Origin of the sequence: Methylomonas stagni (assembly GCF_050154735.1) — a bacterium.
Taxonomy (GTDB): domain Bacteria; phylum Pseudomonadota; class Gammaproteobacteria; order Methylococcales; family Methylomonadaceae; genus Methylomonas; species Methylomonas koyamae_A.
The window spans coordinates 3185761-3205672 of record NZ_CP189557.1; the positions used below are offsets into that span (position 1 = coordinate 3185761).

The following is a 19912-nucleotide window of genomic DNA, read 5'->3' on the forward strand; positions in this document are numbered from 1 at the left end:
GGCTGCCTGATCGAGTGGCTTATGCATGGCTTTCCGCCATCCAATCGTCTTGGTTCTCGCCCTCGTACGCCGGCGCCTCTTCGGCGTCGGCCAGACATTGCCGGATCAAAGCGCCGGCATCGGGCAGAAATATATCTTCCGGCACTTGCTGACCGTCGGTGACGAACGATAACGGCATGCGTCGCTCGATTATCGCCGACAACGCCGTCGCCTTACTGACCGCCTCATCCAATTTGGTAAGTATAGTCGCTTGCGGTTCCAGTATCCGGAACGCCTCGATAATTTCCAACATCGATTTGTATTGGGTTGTCGCCGACATCACCAAATACGTGCGTATCGGCAAATCGCCGTGCTGGAGGGTTTTCAGTTGCTCGGCTAGGCGCATGTCGCGCTGGCTCATGCCGGCGGTATCGATCAAAATCAGACGCTTGTCTGAAAAACTGTCGATATGCCGCCGCAATTCGTTGGCGTCGTTGGCGACGCGCACCGGCACGTCCAGAATACGGCCATAGGTGTTGATCTGCTCGTGGGCGCCGATTCGGAAGTTGTCGGTGGTAATCAGCGCGATCTGCCGGGTACCGTGTTTCAAAATAAACTGGGCGGCCAGTTTAGCGATCGTCGTGGTCTTGCCGACGCCGGTGGAACCGACCAGGGCGGCGATACCGCCGCGCTCCAGCAAATCGTCGTCGGCGATCGGCAGCAAGCCGGCCAACATGTCCCGCGACTTAGCGAAGGCGGTATCCAATTGTTGGTGACTGCCCAATCGATTGGCGATCTTGCCGGCCAGCGTCCGGGAAAAACCGCTATCCATCAGCCGATCCTGCAAGGCTTGCCGAACCGGCGCCGCCGATTGCGGCAACTGCGTGACTAAACCGGACAATTTGGCATCCAGCATGGCCCTCAGCTCTTTCATCTCGCCCCGCATCTCGGCCATGAACTGGTCGGCGACCGCTGGTTTGGCGGGGGCGGCCGGCTTGGCTTCCGCGACGGTTCGGATTTTCGGGTCACCGCCCGCCCAAGCCGGTTTCTCGGCTGGTTTGTCGGCGGCTTTCAGTTTTTCGCCGATTTTTTGGGCATTAACGTTGGCAACCTGCAGCTTTTCAGCGTAGCCGATATATTGATCGAGATGGCGGCGGATCGGATTGACTGGTGTCGAATTTTCGGCGCCGCGCTTTCTGGCGCTGCTGACTAAGTGGACGGGCTTTTGTTCAGCGTCGAAATCCGGCAACTCCAACTTCTTGGGTTCGGCGACCGCCTGTTTCTCTTGTTCCCGCTGCTTCAGATTTTTATGAATGACTTGTTCATCAAAATCGCGGGCCGCCACAATTTCGACACCACCATCCACTGAGCGGTTCGACATAATCACCGCGTCGGCTCCCAGCTCTTCTTTGACCATACGCATGGCCTGACGTATATCTGCCGCAAAAAAGCGTTTAATTTTCATCGCGCAACCTCAATTCATTTTGCACGCTGCCCAACCGTGGAAACCACTCTGATCTGCCGATCTTGAGGAATTTCATTATAGGCCAGCACATGTAAGCCGGATATCGAATGACGGACGAAGCGCGCCAGCCAAGGCCTGATGAAGGAGGACACCAGCAATATCGGCACTTGGCCTTCCAATTCCATGTGCTGGGCACTTTCCTCCAACGACCTGTGCATCTGCTCGGCCAAGCCCGGTTCCAAACCCGCGCCGCCATCGCCCGCCGTCTGCAATGACTTATGCAATATCTGTTCCAAGCCAGGATCGAGAGTAATCACCGGGATCTCGGCCTGCGCACCATTGATTTCATGGACAATAGATCGGCCCAAGGCCACCCGAACCGCGGAGGTCAAGATGTCCGGATCTTGACTCTTGACCCCGTACTCCGCCAAAGTTTCGGCGATCGTCCGCATATCCCGGATCGACACCCGCTCTTGCAGCAGGTTTTGCAGCACTTTAACCAGGATTCCCAGTGGCAGGGTCTTAGGCACCAAATCCTCGACCAGTTTCGGCGCCAACTTGCTTAGATTGTCGAGCAGTTGCTGCGCTTCTTCGTACCCGAACAGTTCGTGCGCGTTGCTTTGCAGAATATGGCTTAAATGGGTCGCGACCACGGTGCTGGGATCGACGACAGTGTATCCCAGCGTTTGCGCCTGATCCTTTTGGCCGGCGTCGATCCAGACAGCATCCAAACCGAACGCCGGGTCCTTGCAGGCCGTGCCTTGCACCGTGCCAAACACCCGCCCTGGATTGATCGCCATTTCTTTCTCCGGCATGATGCTGGCTTCGCCGACCGTCACCCCCATCAACGAAATCCGGTATTCGGTCGGCGACAAATCCAAGTTGTCGCGAATATGCACCGACGGAATCAAAAAGCCCAGCTCCTGAGACAGCTTCTTGCGCACGCCCTTGATGCGCATCATCAATTGACCGCCTTGGTTGCGATCCACCAACGGAATCAACCGATAACCGACTTCCAGGCCGATCGCATCGACCGGCATCACATCATCCCAACCCAACTCCTTGATTTCGGTTTTGGCCAATTGCTGCGGCGAGACCATCCGCTCCATTTCCAGCGCTTTTTCTTCCTCGAGCTTGCGGCGCCGATCGATCAAATAAGCGGCTCCCACCAGGGACAAGGCCAGCAGTATGAACACCAGATTGGGCATGCCGGGGATAATGCCCAACAAACCCATCACCGCCGCCGTCACCAGCAAGGTACGCGGGTCCTCGAACAACTGCGAGGTGACCTGCTTGCCTATGTCCTGTTTGGAGCCGCGCACCCGCGTCACTACCATCGCCGAGGCCACCGACAACAGCAACGACGGAATCTGCGCCACCAAACCGTCGCCTATCGTCAGCAACACGTAAACATTGGCCGCGTTGGCGAAGCTCATGTCGTGCTGGCCGACGCCGATCGCCAAACCGCCGATCATGTTGACGAACAAGATGATGATGCCCGCGACCGCGTCGCCGCGTACGAACTTGCTGGCACCGTCCATCGACCCGTAAAAATCCGCCTCGGCGGCGACTTCCTCACGGCGAGCGCGAGCCTCGTCCTGATTGATCAAACCCGAATTCAAATCGGCGTCGATCGCCATTTGTTTGCCGGGCATCGCATCCAACGTAAAGCGGGCGCTCACCTCGGCGACCCGGCCGGCGCCCTTGGTCACGACGACAAAATTGATGACGACCAAAATCACGAACACGACGATACCGACCGCGAAATTGCCGCCGATCACGAACGAGCCGAAGGCTTCGATGACCTTGCCCGCCGCATCGCCACCCTCGTGACCGCGGATCAACACCACACGAGTCGATGCGACGTTCAAGGCCAGCCGTAACAAAGTGGCGATCAGAATCACGGTCGGAAACGACGCGAATTCCAGCGGTTTCAGCGTATAAATGACAACCAGCAGGATAATCAGCGAAAAGGCGATGTTAAAGGTAAAGAACAGATCCAGCAAAAACGGCGGCAGCGGCAATATCAGCAGCGCCAACAACATGACAATCAATAGCGGCGCGCCCAGCCCCAGGCCGGTCAGCGACTTTAGCGTAGCAAGAATTTTGCTGAAATCCATCGGAATCGGTTATTGCTTGAAATCGTCTGGGACATATACGTCGGTCGGCGGCGTCGGCCGTCCCCAGCCTTGTTGAGTGGAGGCCCGCAATTGAAACACGTAGGCCAGCACTTGCGCGACCGCCAAAAACAGGCCGCGCGGCACCTCTTGGTTCAGTTCGGTAGAGTAGTACAAGGCGCGCGCGAGCGCGGGGGCTGCCACCAGCGGCACTTTGGCCGCCAGCGCCAATTCGCGGATTTGGCTGGCAATCAAGTCCGTCCCTTTTGCGACCAAAATCGGCGCGCCGGCCCCGCTGGGATCGTATTTCAGCGCCACCGCGAAATGCGTCGGATTGGTGACGATGACGTCGGCGCTAGGCACCGCGTCCATCATGCGCCGCCGCGCCGCTTCCATTTGCATGCGCCGGATCTTGCCCTTAACCTCTGGACTGCCCTCCTGATCCTTGGCTTCCTCGCGCACTTCCTGCTTAGTCATTTTCAAATGGCGCTGGTTGTTCCACAGCTGGTAAGGCACGTCCAGCATCACCACCAAGGCTAGCGTCGAGCTCATGATCAACAAGCCGACCACGATAATATCGCCGACCCGGTAGATGGCTTGATCGACCGGTATCCGGCTAATACCCATGAAGTCGTCGAAATGCAGTTTGAATAAATTCCACGCCACGATCGCCACCAGCAGCGTTTTAATGACGGCTTTGATCAATTCGACAACGCCCTGAATGCCGACCAAACGTTTCATGCCGGCGAGCGGATTCAACTTGGAAAACTTGGGGTGATAGGCTTCGCTGGCGAAATTCCAGCCGCCGAGGAGTAGCGATGCCAAAAAATCGGCGACCAGAAGAATCAGCATAAACGGAGCCACGACCGTGAAGCCGTCGACCAAGGCCAGCTTAAGGTGGGCGACCGGTGTTGCCGGATCGAACACCTGATCGCGGCTAAGTCGGAATTGTTGCTTCATCATCGCCAACAGGCCCTCCGCCATATGTCGGCCGATGTAAACGAACAGCGCCGATGCCACGATTAACGTGACAAAGGTGTTAAGCTCCTTGGACCGCGGTAGCTGGCCTTTTTTACGCGACTCGGAGAGCCGCTTGCCGGTAGGGTCTTCGGTTTTGTCTTGGCCGGAATCTTCAGCCATCAGCCCAGCCTCAAGATTTGCCCGACCAGAGCAAAGCCGTCCCGCAAACTTTCGCCAAAGCCTTCCAGCAACACCGGCAAACCGATCCAGACCAGGATCATGCCCAACAATATCGTGATTGGAAAACCCACGCCGAACACTTGCAATTGCGGAGCCGCCTTGGAGGCAACGCCGAAGCTAATATTGACGAACAGCAACGCGGCCATCACCGGCAGTGCCAACAACAAGCCCTCGGCAAAGATTTGACCGCTCCACATCACGATCAACCACAGATCTTCCTTACGTAAGCCCTCGGTCGAAACCGGCAGGGCATGGAAGCTACGCGCCAGCATCTCGATCAACAATAAATGCCCGTCCACCGCCAAAAAACTGAAGCTGCCGGCAATGACAAACAGCTGCGCGATAACCGGTACTTGCACACCGGTGGCAGGGTCAACCATCGACGCAAAGCCCAAGCCCATGCTGTAGGCGATGGTTTGCCCGGCAAACAACATCACCGAGAAGACCATTTGCAGAATGAAACCGGTCGTCATACCTAATGCCACCTGTTGCACCGCGACGACCAAGCCATCGTACCCGAACAGTTCGACATCGGGCATCGCCGGCAACGCCGGTAATAAAGTGAAGGTAATCAATAAGCTGGCCAGCACACGAATTCTGGCCGGCAAGGCGCGAACGCTGAATACCGGTATCGTCACGAACATCGAACTGATCCGAAAAAACGGCCAAATAAAGGTCGTCAAATAAGCCAGCAATTCGTCTTCGCGAACATTCATCCTATCAGCGTTGGAATGTCTCGCATCAAATCCTGAAAGTAATCGATCAGGGTCTGCAACATGCCGGGGCCGGCGATCATCAACACAACAATGATGGAGGCCAATTTAGGGATAAAAGTCAGGGTTTGCTCCTGTATCGACGTCGCGGCCTGAAACATCGAAATCAACAAGCCGACGCACAACGACGTCAGCAACACCGGCCCCATCAATTTTAAAGAAACCCAGACGGTTTCCTGGGCAATGATTGAAATAGTCTCGTTAGTCATTGCCGCCCCCGCATTAAACGTAAAAACTGGCAGCCAGCATTTCCAACACCATCGTCCAACCGTCCGCCAACACGAACAACATGATCTTGAACGGCAAAGCCACGATCATCGGCGACAGCATCATCATCCCCATCGACATTAGCACGCTGGCAACCACCAAATCGATCACCAGAAACGGTAGAAAGATCAGGAAACCGATTTGAAATGCGGTCTTCAACTCGCTGGTCAGGTAAGCCGGCACCAGCAACGAAAACGGCACATCCTCGGGCTTATCGATCTGTTGCCGGCCGGAAATCCGCACGAAGGTGTCCAGATCGGCCTCGCGCGTCTGCTTGAGCATGAACTGCTTGAACGGTTCGGAGGCTTTTTGCAACGCGGTCAGCGTATCGATTTTTTCTTCCAGGTAGGGCTGTACCGCGGTTTCGTTAACCTTTTCGAACACCGGCATCATGATGAATATCGTCAGAAACAATGACAGCCCCAGCAACACTTGATTGCTCGGCGCCTGGGCGGCGCCGATGGCTTGCCTTAACAGACCGAGCACGATCATGATCCGGGTAAATGCCGTCATCGACAGCAACAATGCCGGCAACACGGTCAGCATCGTCATCAGCGCCAGGATTTGGATCGTCACCGAATAGGTTTCGCCGCCCTTGGGATTGGTCGTCACCGTCACCGCGTCGATACCCGCCGCGTCCGCGGCGACCGGCCCCAGCATCAGCAAGGCAGCGCCAACCAGCCCGACCCACAGCCGCCACCGCATCAGCCCACCCTACCTTGTAGCACTTCCAGCAATTTCTTCGCGAAGGGCGAGGTATCTGCCGTATCGGCGCCCCCCAGAAACAAGCGCTGATCGCCTTCCAGTTCCAATAATTTGTCGATGCGGCCGTTACTGACGCCCAACAATAGTTGTTTTTCGCCGACCCTGACCAACACCAACTTTTCGCGCACACCTAGCGGCAAGCCGGCGACTACAGCCAACGGCCCCTTCGCGGATATTCCGAAACCGCCGGTCTTGCGCAACAGCCAAGCCGCCAAAAAAATACCGCCAATACAATCAATAATGCCAACAACCACTGCCCGACATCGGCCGGGGAAACCACGCGCCCGCCGGCTCGGGCCAGCGATGCGGCGTCGTCGGCGCCGGCCGCTCCCGCCGATAGCGTCAACCCGATCATGCAAGCAATCCGCACGGCACTCAGCCTAGCTTTCTAACTCGTTCGGACGGACTGATAATATCGGTCAGACGTATACCGAACTTATCGTTAACCACTACTACTTCGCCGTGAGCGACCAAGGTTCCGTTGACCAAAACGTCCATCGGCTCGCCGGCGAAACGGTCCAGTTCGACCACGGACCCCTGGTTAAGCTGTAACAAATTGCGGATGTTGATCTTGGTCCGGCCAATCTCCAACGAAACCGTAACCGGCACATCCAGAATCACATCCAGTTTAACTTCATCCCCGCGCGCGCCGTCCTTCGGGCCGGCTTTTCCGTCTAATTCCGGGAACTCCGCAGCCGTATACCCTCCGGCCCCCGAGGCAGCTTGCTCCTTGAGCGCATCGCCCCAGTCGGCTTCGGCCTCTGCTTCCGATTGCTCGTTCAGCGCGGCCGCCCAGTCGTCGCCCAATTCGTCGTTTTCGCTCATGACCACAACCTACAATCGTTTAAATGTTGTCTAAATTCATTTTTTCGGTAATTTCGATCGCGTAATTGCCATCGGACAAACCCAACTTTCCGCGAAAAACCGGCACCCTCTCCACTTCTAGGACCACGGTTTCGGGCATATCGATCGGTATCACGTCGCCCTTCTTTAATTCGATCACATCGCTGATCAACATTTCCTTTTCGATCAGATTGCTGTTCAAGGTCACTTCGCTACGCATCACCTCGATACGCAAAGACTCTTGCCAACGACCGTCCACTTCGCCGCGATCACTGGTCACCGCATCCAACAATTCGCGGATAGGCTCTATCATCGAATACGGCATCGCGATATTAATATCCCCTCCGCCGCCTTCCAGTTCAACGTGTATCGTCGAAATCACAACGATTTCCGAAGGACTGACAATGTTGGCGAACTGCGGGTTGACCTCTGAATTGATGTATTCGAAATCGATGTCCATCACCGGTCTCCAGGCCTCAGCCAGATCCTTGAAGATCATATCGATGATCAGACGAATAATCCGCATTTCGGTCGGGGTAAACTCGCGGCCTTCAACCTTGTTGTAAAACTGCCCGCCCCCCCAAAGAAGTTGTCCACCGCGGTAAATACCAACCTCGGCTCCATGACAATCAAGGCTCGGCCCCGCAATGGCGACATGCGGATAACATTCAGATTGGTCGGTACGAACAAGCCCTGGATAAACTCCGAAAACTTTTGTACTTGAATGCCCGATACCGAAATTTCCGCAGCCCGCCGTAAGAAATTAAACAATGCAATCCTAAAATGCCGCGCGAAACGCTCATTAACCATTTCCAGGGTCGGCATCCGCCCCCGAACGATGCGTTCCTGACTGTTAAAGTCGTAAGGTCTGGCCGCACCTCGGCTTAAGTCGTCGTCATCGGGCCCGGTTTCAACGTCGCCATCGTCGACGCCGTGCAACAGCGCATCGATTTCGTCTTGCGATAACAGATCGGCGGTAGACATTTATTGCATTACAAATTCAGTGAAATAGACATCTTTGACCGTATTCTTGCCGGCCATTTTTTCCAATACCTTGCCGATTTCCGCCAGCATCATCGCCCGCAACTCCTGCTTACCCTCGGTGGTTTTGGCCTTATCGGCGCCAATCGTGCTGATCGCCATCAACAAATTGTTGCGTATCATCGGCTCGTGCTTTTTCATCGCTTCGATACTAGCCTCGCCCTTGGTCAAAATCGTCAAGGAAATCTTGATGACCTTAGCGCTAGCCCCCGCCGGGAAATTGACCAACAGGGGGCTGGGTAATTCATAATAAACCTCCGGAACCGCTTCGGCGTGTTCCTCGTCGTGTTTTTCCTCTTCGTGCTTTACTTCGTTATCCGGTTTACCGTGCTCGGATTCTGCTTTTTTCGCCATGTAAAAATAGCCACCGGCAGCGCCAGCCACCATCGCCAACAACACTACCACGATGATTAAAATCAACTTTAAAGGCGACTTTTTTCCTTCCGATTTACCTTGCTCTTCTGCCATATTCCACCTGTTGAATTGAATAAGCACCGGTCGTGCCAAGAACTGCTTCAAGTCCTAACGTAGCTCGCCGGACCGCTGTCGAGGCACCGGATAATATAAGAAACACCGGGTTCGCGAAAAGATAGTATAGCCTGCGGATGTCGTCAGCCGAGCCTAAAGAATGGCCGTAAATAGATTTTGCGGGGATTTGCCGTCAATTAGTTGACGGAGGTGAAGCGACGAGACTGCAAAGGTCGCGAGTACCTTTGCAGCCGGACGAACGGATTACAACGAGTCGACCGCGTTCAATTCGCGGAATGCTTGCAACAAACGGGTCACCATGCCTTCTTGGCCTGCACGTTGCCACACACGCGGATCATAGTATTTTTTGTTCGGTTTGTCAGCGCCTTCCGGATTACCGATTTGGCCTTGCAAATAGCCTTCGTTTTTCTTGTAATAATTCATCACCCCTTCCCAAGACGCCCATTGGGTATCGGTGTCGATGTTCATTTTGACGACGCCGTAGCTGATGGATTCTTTAATTTCTTCCGGAGAAGAACCCGATCCGCCGTGGAAAACGAAGGTCAGTGCGTTGTTCGGCAAACCGAATTTTTCGGACACATATTTTTGCGAGTTGTCCAAAATTTTCGGGGTCAGTTTAACGTTACCTGGCGAGTAGACGCCGTGCACGTTCCCGAATGATGCGGCAATCGTGAAACGGTGGCTGATTTTGCTCAAATGCTCGTAAGCATAAGCCACGTCTTCCGGTTGGGTATACAGCGCGGAGTGGTCCATTCCGGAATTGTCAACCCCGTCTTCCTCGCCGCCGGTGCAGCCCAGTTCGATCTCCAGCGTCATGCCCATTTTAGACATCCGCTCCAAGTATTTGCCGCAGATCTCGATGTTTTCCGCCAAACTCTCTTCTGAAAGATCCAGCATATGCGAGCTAAACAACGGTTTACCGGTTGCCGCAAAATGTTTCTCGCCCTCGTCCAGCATGCCGTCAACCCAAGGCAGCAGTTTTTTCGCCGCGTGGTCGGTGTGCAGGATGACGGGTACGCCGTACAACTCGGCCATCGCGTGAACGTGGCGCGCACCGGAAATAGCGCCGGCGATGGAGCAACCTTGGCCTTCCAACTTCAGGCCTTTACCGGCAACAAACGCGGCTCCGCCATTAGAAAATTGCACAATAACCGGAGACTTGGCTTTCGCGGCGGCTTCCAGCACAGAGTTGATGGTATCCGTACTAATAACATTGACCGCTGGCAACGCAAATTTGTTTTCCTTGCAAATCGCGAAGACTTTTTGCACATCTTCTCCGGTTACGACACCGGGTTTTACTACATCAAAAATTTTTGCCATTTAACTTACCTATATTAATGAACAAAGGCCGCTTACTCGATTCGGCGGCCTTTCGTATCGGAAAAAGATCGCGCGCAAATTACGACGCGCAAATCCGATGTCTGGAATTAAGCTTCCAGCACGGCCAAACGATCGGCCAGCAGTTTCTCCAAAGCTTCCAGAGCCTTGGCAAAACCGTCAATACCTTCCTTCAGTTTATCGTTCGCCATGCGGTTTTCTTCATGCATACGTTCGAAAGTCGCTTTGTCCACGCTAATCTTTTCGATATTCGCGCTCGCCGCTTTAGCTGCGTCCAGTTTACGTGGTAATTCGCCTTCAACTGATTGCAATTCGGCCAACAGAGAAGGGGCAATCGTCAACAAATCGCAGCCCGCCAATTCGGTGATTTCGCCAATGTTACGGAAGCTGGCGCCCATAACTTCGGTCTTATAACCAAATTTTTTGTAGTAGTTATAGATTTCGGTGACCGACAATACACCAGGGTCTTCGGAAGGTGCGTACGAGTCACGGCCAGTATCTTTTTTGTACCAATCCAGGATACGGCCAACGAATGGCGAGATCAGTTGGATACCATTTTCGGCGCACGCAATTGCTTGGTGGATGCCGAACAACAGTGTCAGATTGGTATGAATGTTTTCTTTTTCCAGTACGGCGGCAGCTTGAATACCTTCCCAAGTCGCGGCGATCTTGATCAAAATGCGTTTTTCGGTGTCGATGCCGGCGGCTTTGTACTGAGCGATGATGTCACGGCCTTTGGCAATCGTTCCTTCGACATCGTAGGACAAGCGAGCGTCCACTTCGGTTGAAACGCGGCCCTCGATGATTTCCAGAATTTTCAAACCGAACGAAACCGCCAAGCGATCGAAGGCCAGTGAAGCTACTTCAGCAGCAGACGCGCCGGCACCCAAGGTTACGCGAGCACCCTTCAGCGTATCGTCAACGATGCCTTGGTATTGCGGCATTTGCGCGGCGGCGGTAATCAACGACGGGTTGGTAGTCGCGTCGCGCGGTTTGAAGGTTTCGATCGCTTGAATGTCGCCGGTATCCGCGACCACGACGGTCATTTCGCGCAATTGTTCCAATAAATTTTTTGCCATGAAAATATCCTCAGATTGAAATGAAACTCGTCTTTCGCTATCGGAAAGCCCCAAGCTCGGAAAAGCGGGCGCATCGAACTCGCGAAAGGATGGTTGATTAATAAGACCGGTAAAGACCAAATCGCCACTCCACAAGGTTCAACGCAAATAGCTTGCGTCCATCCTTGAGAAGTGGCGACTCGGAGAAAGCCGACGATCGATTTCGCGGGCGCGAAAACTAACTCGCCAACATCTATCGGCTATCGCAGATTATATTAGCCGCGGTCGCGCAGATATTTTTCCACGCCGGTAGCTTTGGCTGCCGCCGCTTCCCGGTCTTTCACGATTTGCTTAGCCATGTATCTGGCCACACCGGTAGTTTGGTTGGAACCTTGTTTTTCCAAGTATTTAGCAACCCCGGTTTTATTCATACCCAGGCGATCGATGTATTTTTCAACACCGGTGGCCTCACCGGAGGTAGCCGAACTATCGGATGAAGAACCGGCTCCGGACGAAGAGGACCCTGACTTCCTGCTGTACAAGAAAAAACCAACCGCAGCCAACCCAACCAAGCCCAACAAGGCGTTGTTAGACGATTCCTTGGCTGGTTCGGCACTGGCCGATTCGACCACAGCATCCGAACTCGCACTGCTAACACTTGTCGCGGCTCCTCCTATCGAAGGAGCCGTTTTGTCATGCTTGTAAGCCGAATCGGAATACAACACTTTCGGCTGGAAATTGGTAGCGGGATAATTAGGATCCGCCTCCACAGTTTCCACCACTTTAGCAGCCGGCGCGGCAACATTGCTAGCCGAGCTACTGTTGGCGTAGTCCGGGTTGCTGTATAGTACCTTAGGCTGATAGTCGGCGGCGGGATAATCCTGAGCCACGACCATGGAGCTGCTCAGCAGCAGGGCTGCCATCACACCTTTCGTCAATTCACTTGTTTTCACGTCTTTCACCTATGCTGTTAGAAACACAGGGTTTAAATCATTGACGAACCAACAATTTAAACCCCTGCTACTGTTTATAAAAATTAAAGTACGGCTTCCACATTAGCGACGACATTATCCACGGTAAAGCCGAACTCTTTGAAGAGTTGGCCGGCCGGGGCCGATTCGCCGAAGCGGTCCAGGCCAACCACTCGGCCTTGGCTGCCCGCGTATTTCCACCAGCTGTCGGTCACGCCGGCTTCGACTACCACGCGCGCGGTCACGCTCGGCGGCAGTACGCTGTCTTTGTACGCCTGATCTTGCGCTTCGAACACGTTGGTCGACGGCATGGACACCACGCGGATGTTTTTGCCTTTGGCTGTCAGCGCCTCGGCCGCTTTCGCCGCCAGTTCGACTTCGGAGCCGGTGGCGATGATGATGGCGTCCGGATTGCCTTCGCCGCTCAGGATGTAGCCGCCTTTGGCGATCGCGTCGATCTGGGCTTGGCTGCGCGGCATGTGCGGCAGGTTTTGCCGGGAGAAGATCAGGGTGCTCGGGCCGTCGGTGCGTTCGATCGCGGCTTTCCAGCTGACCGCCGATTCCACCGCGTCGCACGGACGCCAGACTTGCATGTTGGGGATCATGCGCAACGTGGCGGTTTGTTCGATCGGTTGGTGGGTCGGGCCGTCTTCGCCCAGACCGATGGAGTCGTGGGTGTAGACGAAGATGGTCGGCGCTTTCATCAGTGCGGCCATCCGCAACGCGTTGCGGGCGTATTCGCTGAACATCAGGAAGGTGGCGCCGTAGGGCTTGAAGCCGCCGTGCAGGGCGATGCCGTTCATGATGGCGCTCATGCCGAATTCGCGGACGCCGTAGTAGGCGTAGTTGCCGTCGTGGCCCGCAGCGTTGATGTCTTTGCAGCCTTTCCACAGGGTCAGGTTGGAACCGGCCAGGTCGGCGGAGCCGCCCAAGAGTTCGGGCAACAGTGGGCCGAAGCCGTTCAGGGTGTTTTGCGAGGCTTTGCGGCTGGCGATGGTTTCGGCTTTGGCGTTGACGTCGGCGATGAAGGCGTTGGCTTTTTCGCTCCAGTCGCCGGGCAGTTGGCCTTTGACGACGCGGCGTTCGAATTCGGCGGCCAGGGCCGGATGCGCGGCTTGGTAGGCGGCGAATTGGGCATTCCAGGCGGCTTCGCGTTCGGCGCCCTTGGCTTTCGCATCCCATCCGGCGTAGATGTCGGCGGGGATTTCGAACGGGGCGTGCGGCCAGCCGAGTTGTTCGCGGGTGGCGGCGACTTCGGCTTCACCTAAAGCCGCACCGTGGCATTCTTCCTTGCCTTGTTTGTTCGGCGAGCCGAAACCGATGATGGTTTGGCAGCAGATGATCGATGGCTTGTCGGTGACGGCTTTAGCCGCTTCGATGGCTTTTTTCACGGCGTCGGGGTCGTGGCCGTCGACTTTGGGGATGACGTGCCAGCCGTAGGCTTCGAAGCGTTTCGGGGTATCGTCCAGGAACCAGCCGTGGACGTCGCCGTGGCCGCGCACTTCGCCGTCGATGGAGATGTTGTTGTCGTCGTAGATGGCGATCAGTTTACCCAGGCCCATGGAGCCGGCCAGCGAGCAGGCTTCGTGGGAAATGCCTTCCATCAAGCAGCCGTCGCCCAGGAACACGTAGGTGTGGTGGTCGACGATGTCGTGACCGGGACGGTTGAATTGACCGGCCAGTGCGCGTTCGGCGATGGCGAAACCGACGGCATTGGTGATGCCTTGGCCGAGCGGGCCGGTGGTGGTTTCGACGCCGTCGGTGTAGCCGTATTCCGGGTGACCTGGCGTTTTGGAGTGCAGTTGCCGGAACTGTTTCAACTGGTCGATCGGCAGGTTATAGCCGCTCAGGTGCAACAGCGAGTAAATCAGCATGGAGCCGTGACCGTTGGACAGGACAAAGCGGTCGCGATTCGGCCATTTGGGGTTGGTGGGGTTGTGGCTCAGAAAATCGTTCCACAATACTTCAGCGATGTCGGCCATGCCCATCGGCGCACCAGGGTGGCCGGAGTTGGCTTTTTGGACGGCGTCCATGCTGAGTGCGCGTATGGCGTTCGCTAAGTCTCGGCGCGAAGGCATGTTGGTCTCCTTTATTTTGTTATTTTAGGTACGATGCCCGTAAACTAGAACATCGCTCTGGCTGGGGCTTGGTAATTGCAAGGAAAACCAACACGACGCTACTGTTTAACAGACTGCCGGAATTGGCATCACCTTGATACCTTGTAAATGTCCAAAGCCGCGACCGACAAGTGACGCCCGCGGCTTTGACGCCGTCCTTATTCCAAGTTGGCGTGTCTCGATCTCATTTCTTCTTCCGGGATACCCTTCTCATGAATGACATGGGAAATCGTAGCCTCGAGGAAAAGCAGAGTAGACAATTCAAATACGGTACCCATAGGCATGCCTCTGACTTTACCGTATTGTTCGGCACGACCGATTTGCAACGTAACGTCGGCCAAATCGCCGATAGTCGAATCGTCTTTGGCCGAAATCAGCGCGATTTTCGCACCCACTTCTTTAGCTTTCTTGGTGAAGGCCACCAGCTGCTCAGTTTCTCCGGAGCCGGAAATAATGATCAACAAGTCGCCGGCTTTAATACTAGGCGTGACGATTTCACCGACAACGCTGACATCATAGCCACCATGCATCAGCCGCATCGCGAAAAAATTACCGACCAATTTGGAGCGACCAGCACCAGAAATGAACACGCGCTTGGCCTGGTCCAACATGTCGACCAAAGTTTTGTCGTGCGAATCGGGTGTCGCTTCCAGAATGCTGGAAATTTTGCTTAAGACTAACTCTTGATGCATGACTTACACCGCCGCCACGTCGACCAATTCACGGATTTCACGAGCCGCTTCGGCAGGTGACGGAGCGCCGTAGATAGCCGCGCCGACCACGATAATGTTGGCTCCAGCTTTAACGGTTTGATCGATAGTGGCTGGTTTGATACCGCCGGCAACGGAAACGCGAACGTTCAAGCCCAGGTTGGCGACTTCGGCCAAGTCGGTGAAAGGCGTTTGACCGGCCGCTTGTGCGTCCAGACCGGTGTGTACACCCATGATTTGGGCGCCCAGCTTCGCGGATTCGCGAGCGCACTCGCCTTTGTTAGGCACGTTAATCAAGTCGACTTGCACTTCGGCCGCATATTTTTTAGCCGCCTTGATCACGCCGCCAATAGTAGCCAGACCGGAAACGCCCAATACGGTGCAGATGTCCGCGCCGGCAGCGTAGAAAGCACCAGCTTCGTATTCGCCGGCATCCATGGTTTTCAGGTCAACCAACAACAATTTATCGGGGTAACGTTGTCTCAGTTCTTTGACCAAATTGACACCGTTGTATTTGATGCAAGGGGTGCCAATTTCGAAAATGTCGACGTAAGGGGCTACTTGGTCGGCCAGCGCGACGGTTTGGTTGAAATCCAGTGAGTCCAACGCCATTTGAATTAATGGTCTTGCCATGTGATGTGCTCCGAAAAGTTTTAATTTTATTGATAGCTGATTCTCGCAAATTGCCACAACCCGCTAGGCTAGTCACGTACGTGTGATGCATCTGTAACTGTAAGATAGAAATAGCACGGCTGTCAATGCTTGACTGCCGCCAAATACAAAGCTTCAGGGCACTCGGACCAAGATTTTATCGACCGAAAAACCCAACATCGCAAACCGCGAAATTTCCCGATGGGAAATCGCCTTTTCAGGACGATAGTTGACTCTAAAACACCAACTCGCTCACCCTAGCACTGTCTATGAAACGCTTATTTTTCGCGCTCTGGCCACCACTTGACGCCCTAGCCAAACTCCAGCAGCTAATTCAACACCTTGATCGCCCAATAACTCCTCTGGCTATCTCCAACTTGCACGTTACGTTGGTGTTTTTAGGCACTGTAAATCGCAAACAAGAACGGGAACTGCGCAGACGAGCCAACACCCTCAAATTTCACGGCGCCGAACTGACGTTCGACCGGCTCGATTTTTGGCAAAAACCCAGCATACTTTGCCTGACGTCCACCGACGGATTAACTGCCGTGAGCGAACTTTCCGAACAATTGACCAGAATCAGCAAGGGGCTGGACATACCAATCGACAACCGCCCCTTCACTCCACACATCACGCTATGTCGTAAAATCAAACGCCCACTCGATACCGAATTCGAACCGATAACTTGGCGCGCCACCGGCTTTTGCCTGGCCGAGTCGGTATCAAACTCCGGACGCCGCCAATATCGGGTTCTTGAGGAGTGGCCATCATTGTCATAAGCAGCCGATACAAATCTGAGGAGAACCGACCATGCCCATGCTGAAACTGCGCACTAACATCCCTATTACCGCCGAACAATCTCCTAACCTGCTGAAAGCCTTCTCGCGCTTGCTAGCCCAGGAGACCGGAAAACCGGAACGCTATGTCATGATCGACATTTCCGGAAATCACTTCATGCTGTTTGCCGGCAGCGATTCTCCTTTAGCTTATTTGGAGTGCAAAAGCATAGGGCTCAGCGCCAGCCAAGCCACAAAGCTTTCAGCGTCCCTCTGCCAAATATTGTCCGAGGAACTCGGCATCGCTGGCGACCGAATTTACATTGAGTTCAGTAATTGTCCGGCTGAGTTTTGGGGCTGGAACAGCTCGACGTTCGGCTGACAGCGCAAAATCCGGCGCGCAAGCGCGCCGGTTCAGTCGCGTTATTTAGGCTTAACTTCGGATTTACCCTTGTCCGGCTTCTCGGCGCTTGCTGCCTTACCGGCTTTTTCCGTTTTTTCCGTTTTAGTATCAGATGGAACTGGCACACCATCGCCAAACAAAATATTTTTCTCGTTCGCCATAGCGGTTTTTTCGCCAATGCCTTTGACCGCCTCTAAATCCTTCAAACTTTTAAAATCACCATGCTCCTTGCGATACTGCACGATGGCCTCGGCTTTTTTCGGGCCGACTCCGGTTAAGGCAGTGGAAATTGCTTCCGCGTCTGCCTGATTGATATTGATGGGTTCAGCATTCACCCAAAACGAACAAAGCAATAGAACCAGAAATAGCTTTTTCATAATTCGACCTCGTAATTTAGTTAGAGATTAGGCTTAATCGGCTCATTCCGTTAAGAATGACTTGAAAAGCTAGTCGATTGTAGAAGCTAAACCTATTTTTTCAATACGAAATTCCGAAAATAACTAACCCCTACGCCGTGGCGACAAACACAGCTCTGACAGGAGCCGGCAGGCCTTCGATAGTCTTATCCGAGTCGTTAGGATCCAAAAAGTCCGTCAGCGACTGAAAGCGCATCCAATCTGTCGAACGCTGCTCTTCCACACGCGTTTTTTCAACGCTCGTTAATCGCACGTCTCGAAAACCGCAACGACGCAACCAAACCAACATTGCTTCACAACTCGGCAAAAACCAAACATTGCGCATGCTGGCATAACGTCGTTCCGGCAACAGTACGCGGTCCGGCCCGCCGTCGATCACCAAGGTTTCCAACACCAACTCGCCACCCGACCTCAGGCAACCTTTCAATTCCAGCAAATGATCGATCGGCGAACGCCGGTGATATAAAACCCCCATCGAAAATACCGTATCGAAAATTCCCAAGTCCGCCGGCACATCCTCTATACCCAGCGGCAAAACGAAGACTGGCGCATCGCCGCCGTGCAGACGACGAACCGCCTGAAATTGCATCACGCTCAACAGAGTCGGATCGATACCGATCACCATTCTGGCGCCGGCGCCCCACATCCGCCAGGCGTAGTAACCGTTTCCGCAACCGACATCCAGCACCAATCGGTTGCGCAACGGCGCAATGGCATCTTTAACACGACGCCACTTCCAATCGGAGCGCCATTCGGTGTCGATCTCGATACCGAAAAGACGATACGGCCCCTTCCGCCAAGGATGCAAGGCCATCAACCGCTCGCGTAACTCGGAGCGTGCCGTTTCGGAAATGTCCGAGTCGCCGCCGATTTGTACTTGATCGAGCAAGTCGCAAACGCTCGGTGTCAGAGGCGGCAATGCATCGACCACGCTCCGCCAGCGTCGCAAATCGCCATGCCCGGTTTCATCGAATGCCGTAGCTAACTGCCCCGGCAATAATGCCGCCCAGCGCTGACCTCCCGCCTCGACAAGCAAGTTGAATAAAGGCCGGTAATCGATCATTTCAACGCGATCATTGACGCGAAATTGAAGTACTGGAACCAAACCTCGACACTGGAAAACCCCGCTGCTTCCAGGCGCGCGCGATGCTCGGAGAAAGTCTCCGGTATCAAGACGTTCTCCAACGCAGTTCGCTTTTGACTGATCTCCAGTTCGCTATAGCCTTGCGCTTTCTTGAACAGATGATGCATTTCGGTTTGCAGATCCTGCTGGCGCTTGTCATCGAACGCCAGCTTCTCGGACAAGATCAACACGCCGCCAGGCAGTAGGCCGTCGTAAAGCCCAGCGATCAAGCGACCACGATCTTCGAGAGGTATGAATTGCAGCGTGAAATTCAGCACAACCACCGATGCATCGCGAATTTCAATATCGCGAATATCGGCGCAACGCCATTCGATGTCGACCTCCGCCGGGGCAAGCTCAATATCGCGCCGACATTGCTCGATCATCGCCTCCGAACAGTCGACCGCGACGATTTTGCAGTTTCGGACAGCAATGTTGGCGCGCATGGCCAATGCCGCCGCACCTAACGAACACCCCAAGTCGTAACATCGACTGTTTTCGCGGGCGTAACGGCCGGCCAACAAACCAATTGCGGAAATCATCGTGCCGTAGCCCGGCACCGAGCGTCGAATCATGTCCGGAAAGACCTTGACGACGTTCTCGTCGAAGCTAAATGCCGCGATTTCGCCTAGCGGACTGGCGTATAAAGAATCTTTCGAAGCTGGCATGAGGAGCGGCCGCGCTGGTTTGAACAAGCGCGGCCAAGCAAGACTGGCGAATACTTAAGAATTGTTGGGGACGTTGTTGTTGCTGAGCGCCTCGGTATTGCGCTTGGCCAACTGATTGATCACTTCCTGCAACGATCCGGAACGTTCGACCTCGTTTTTAAAGCTGGTCCGATAGTTGGTGACCAAGCTAACACCCTCGATCAGGATGTCGTAGACTTTCCAAGCCCCTTTCTCGTTCAGCATACGGTAGTTGACCGCGATCGGTTGCAAGCCAGGTTGCAAGATTTCGGTTTTGATCAATACCTTTTTATCGTCGCCTTCGCTGCTAACCGGTAGAAAACGCACCGACCAGTCCTTGAACTCGACAAACGCTCTGGAATAGGTGCGAATCAACAGGGTTTGGAACTCCTTCTTAAAACCGTCCTTCTCGGCCGGCGTAGCGTCTTTCCACATTTTGCCGAGCACCAACGTCGAAATTAGGTCGAAATCGACATGCGGGTAGATCACGTCGTGTACGAACACCGTGATTTTTTTGAAATCCTGCGTAAACCCAGGCTCCTGCATGCGTTGCTTCAGCTTGTTCGAGGCGTCCTCGATAATCTTCTGCGGCTCGCCTTCCGCCGCCGCGCCGGAAGCCCAGCCCAACGCCGTCGCCGCCCAAATCGCCATCAATAAAAACTGCAAATAACGTTTGATATACATATAAACCATCTCTTAATAAGGATACAGGGCGCTAATTTCA

Annotated in this window: 21 protein-coding genes and 1 pseudogene; 2 read left to right on the forward strand and 20 right to left on the reverse strand. The window is 54.4% G+C overall.

The window, feature by feature from the left end; translation table 11 throughout:
- Positions 1–19 precede the first annotated feature (19 nt).
- The 16 genes and pseudogenes from flhF to hxlA all read right to left on the reverse strand — a co-directional run bounded on the left by flhF (position 20) and on the right by hxlA (position 15766).
- Positions 20–1444, reverse strand: a complete 1425-nt coding sequence (gene flhF, locus ACP4CD_RS14735; protein ID WP_064025072.1) for a flagellar biosynthesis protein FlhF — start codon at positions 1442–1444, stop codon at positions 20–22.
- 14 nt (positions 1445–1458) lie between these two features.
- A complete protein-coding gene (gene flhA / locus ACP4CD_RS14740; protein WP_064025074.1) occupies positions 1459–3564 on the reverse strand; it encodes a flagellar biosynthesis protein FlhA in 2106 nt (701 codons plus the stop codon).
- 9 nt (positions 3565–3573) lie between these two features.
- Positions 3574–4701 (reverse strand): flagellar biosynthesis protein FlhB, encoded by a 1128-nt coding sequence (gene flhB / locus ACP4CD_RS14745; RefSeq protein WP_281022104.1) that lies wholly within the window; start codon positions 4699–4701, stop codon positions 3574–3576.
- On the reverse strand, positions 4701–5477 hold the full coding sequence (gene fliR, locus ACP4CD_RS14750) for a flagellar biosynthetic protein FliR (RefSeq protein WP_064025078.1): 777 nt from the start codon (positions 5475–5477) through the stop codon (positions 4701–4703). The genes flhB and fliR overlap by 1 nt, the downstream gene beginning before the upstream one ends.
- Positions 5474–5743 (reverse strand): flagellar biosynthesis protein FliQ, encoded by a 270-nt coding sequence (gene fliQ / locus ACP4CD_RS14755; RefSeq protein ID WP_064025080.1) that lies wholly within the window; start codon positions 5741–5743, stop codon positions 5474–5476. Before fliQ ends, fliR begins: the two co-directional genes overlap by 4 nt.
- A 13-nt stretch (positions 5744–5756) precedes the next feature.
- Entirely contained in the window at positions 5757–6461 is a 705-nt protein-coding gene (fliP, locus tag ACP4CD_RS14760; RefSeq protein ID WP_426994687.1) for a flagellar type III secretion system pore protein FliP, read from the reverse strand.
- 44 nt (positions 6462–6505) lie between these two features.
- Positions 6506–6781, reverse strand: a complete 276-nt coding sequence (gene fliO, locus ACP4CD_RS14765) for a flagellar biosynthetic protein FliO (RefSeq protein ID WP_426991464.1) — start codon at positions 6779–6781, stop codon at positions 6506–6508.
- Between the two features lie 160 nt (positions 6782–6941).
- A complete protein-coding gene (gene fliN / locus ACP4CD_RS14770) occupies positions 6942–7391 on the reverse strand; it encodes a flagellar motor switch protein FliN (RefSeq protein ID WP_064025086.1) in 450 nt (149 codons plus the stop codon).
- Positions 7392–7410: 19 nt separating this feature from the next.
- Positions 7411–8393, reverse strand: a pseudogene (fliM, locus tag ACP4CD_RS14775) (flagellar motor switch protein FliM).
- Complete coding sequence (locus tag ACP4CD_RS14780; RefSeq protein WP_071154989.1) at positions 8394–8918, reverse strand: flagellar basal body-associated FliL family protein; 525 nt, start codon at positions 8916–8918, stop codon at positions 8394–8396.
- Between the two features lie 264 nt (positions 8919–9182).
- Positions 9183–10259, reverse strand: a complete 1077-nt coding sequence (gene fbaA / locus ACP4CD_RS14785; RefSeq protein ID WP_064025093.1) for a class II fructose-bisphosphate aldolase — start codon at positions 10257–10259, stop codon at positions 9183–9185.
- A 107-nt stretch (positions 10260–10366) separates the two neighbouring features.
- Positions 10367–11356 carry a transaldolase gene (locus ACP4CD_RS14790; RefSeq protein WP_064025095.1) on the reverse strand — a complete coding sequence of 330 codons (990 nt, stop codon included), beginning with the start codon at positions 11354–11356 and terminating at the stop codon, positions 10367–10369.
- Between the two features lie 254 nt (positions 11357–11610).
- Positions 11611–12288 (reverse strand): hypothetical protein, encoded by a 678-nt coding sequence (locus ACP4CD_RS14795; protein WP_231883547.1) that lies wholly within the window; start codon positions 12286–12288, stop codon positions 11611–11613.
- 83 nt (positions 12289–12371) lie between these two features.
- Positions 12372–14399 (reverse strand): transketolase, encoded by a 2028-nt coding sequence (gene tkt, locus ACP4CD_RS14800; protein ID WP_426994688.1) that lies wholly within the window; start codon positions 14397–14399, stop codon positions 12372–12374.
- 182 nt (positions 14400–14581) lie between these two features.
- Positions 14582–15115, reverse strand: a complete 534-nt coding sequence (gene hxlB, locus ACP4CD_RS14805; protein WP_071156145.1) for a 6-phospho-3-hexuloisomerase — start codon at positions 15113–15115, stop codon at positions 14582–14584.
- Positions 15116–15118: 3 nt separating this feature from the next.
- Entirely contained in the window at positions 15119–15766 is a 648-nt protein-coding gene (gene hxlA / locus ACP4CD_RS14810) for a 3-hexulose-6-phosphate synthase (RefSeq protein WP_064029921.1), read from the reverse strand.
- A gap of 287 nt (positions 15767–16053) precedes the next feature.
- Here hxlA and thpR point away from each other — a divergent pair, with 287 nt between their 5' ends.
- Complete coding sequence (gene thpR / locus ACP4CD_RS14815; protein WP_426991468.1) at positions 16054–16563, forward strand: RNA 2',3'-cyclic phosphodiesterase; 510 nt, start codon at positions 16054–16056, stop codon at positions 16561–16563.
- A gap of 37 nt (positions 16564–16600) precedes the next feature.
- The gene (locus ACP4CD_RS14820) at positions 16601–16942 is read left to right on the forward strand and encodes a phenylpyruvate tautomerase MIF-related protein (protein ID WP_426991469.1); all 342 of its coding nucleotides are present in this window, start codon (positions 16601–16603) and stop codon (positions 16940–16942) included.
- Between the two features lie 41 nt (positions 16943–16983).
- Here ACP4CD_RS14820 and ACP4CD_RS14825 read toward each other — a convergent pair whose 3' ends face one another.
- From ACP4CD_RS14825 to ACP4CD_RS14840, 4 genes are all read right to left on the reverse strand, one after another.
- Positions 16984–17340 carry a ComEA family DNA-binding protein gene (locus tag ACP4CD_RS14825; protein WP_071156151.1) on the reverse strand — a complete coding sequence of 119 codons (357 nt, stop codon included), beginning with the start codon at positions 17338–17340 and terminating at the stop codon, positions 16984–16986.
- Positions 17341–17470: 130 nt separating this feature from the next.
- Positions 17471–18439 (reverse strand): tRNA 5-methoxyuridine(34)/uridine 5-oxyacetic acid(34) synthase CmoB, encoded by a 969-nt coding sequence (cmoB, locus tag ACP4CD_RS14830; RefSeq protein WP_426994689.1) that lies wholly within the window; start codon positions 18437–18439, stop codon positions 17471–17473.
- Positions 18439–19170, reverse strand: a complete 732-nt coding sequence (cmoA, locus tag ACP4CD_RS14835; RefSeq protein WP_426991471.1) for a carboxy-S-adenosyl-L-methionine synthase CmoA — start codon at positions 19168–19170, stop codon at positions 18439–18441. Before cmoA ends, cmoB begins: the two co-directional genes overlap by 1 nt.
- Positions 19171–19224: 54 nt before the next feature.
- Positions 19225–19872, reverse strand: a complete 648-nt coding sequence (locus tag ACP4CD_RS14840) for an MlaC/ttg2D family ABC transporter substrate-binding protein (RefSeq protein ID WP_064029930.1) — start codon at positions 19870–19872, stop codon at positions 19225–19227.
- Positions 19873–19912: the final 40 nt, after the last annotated feature.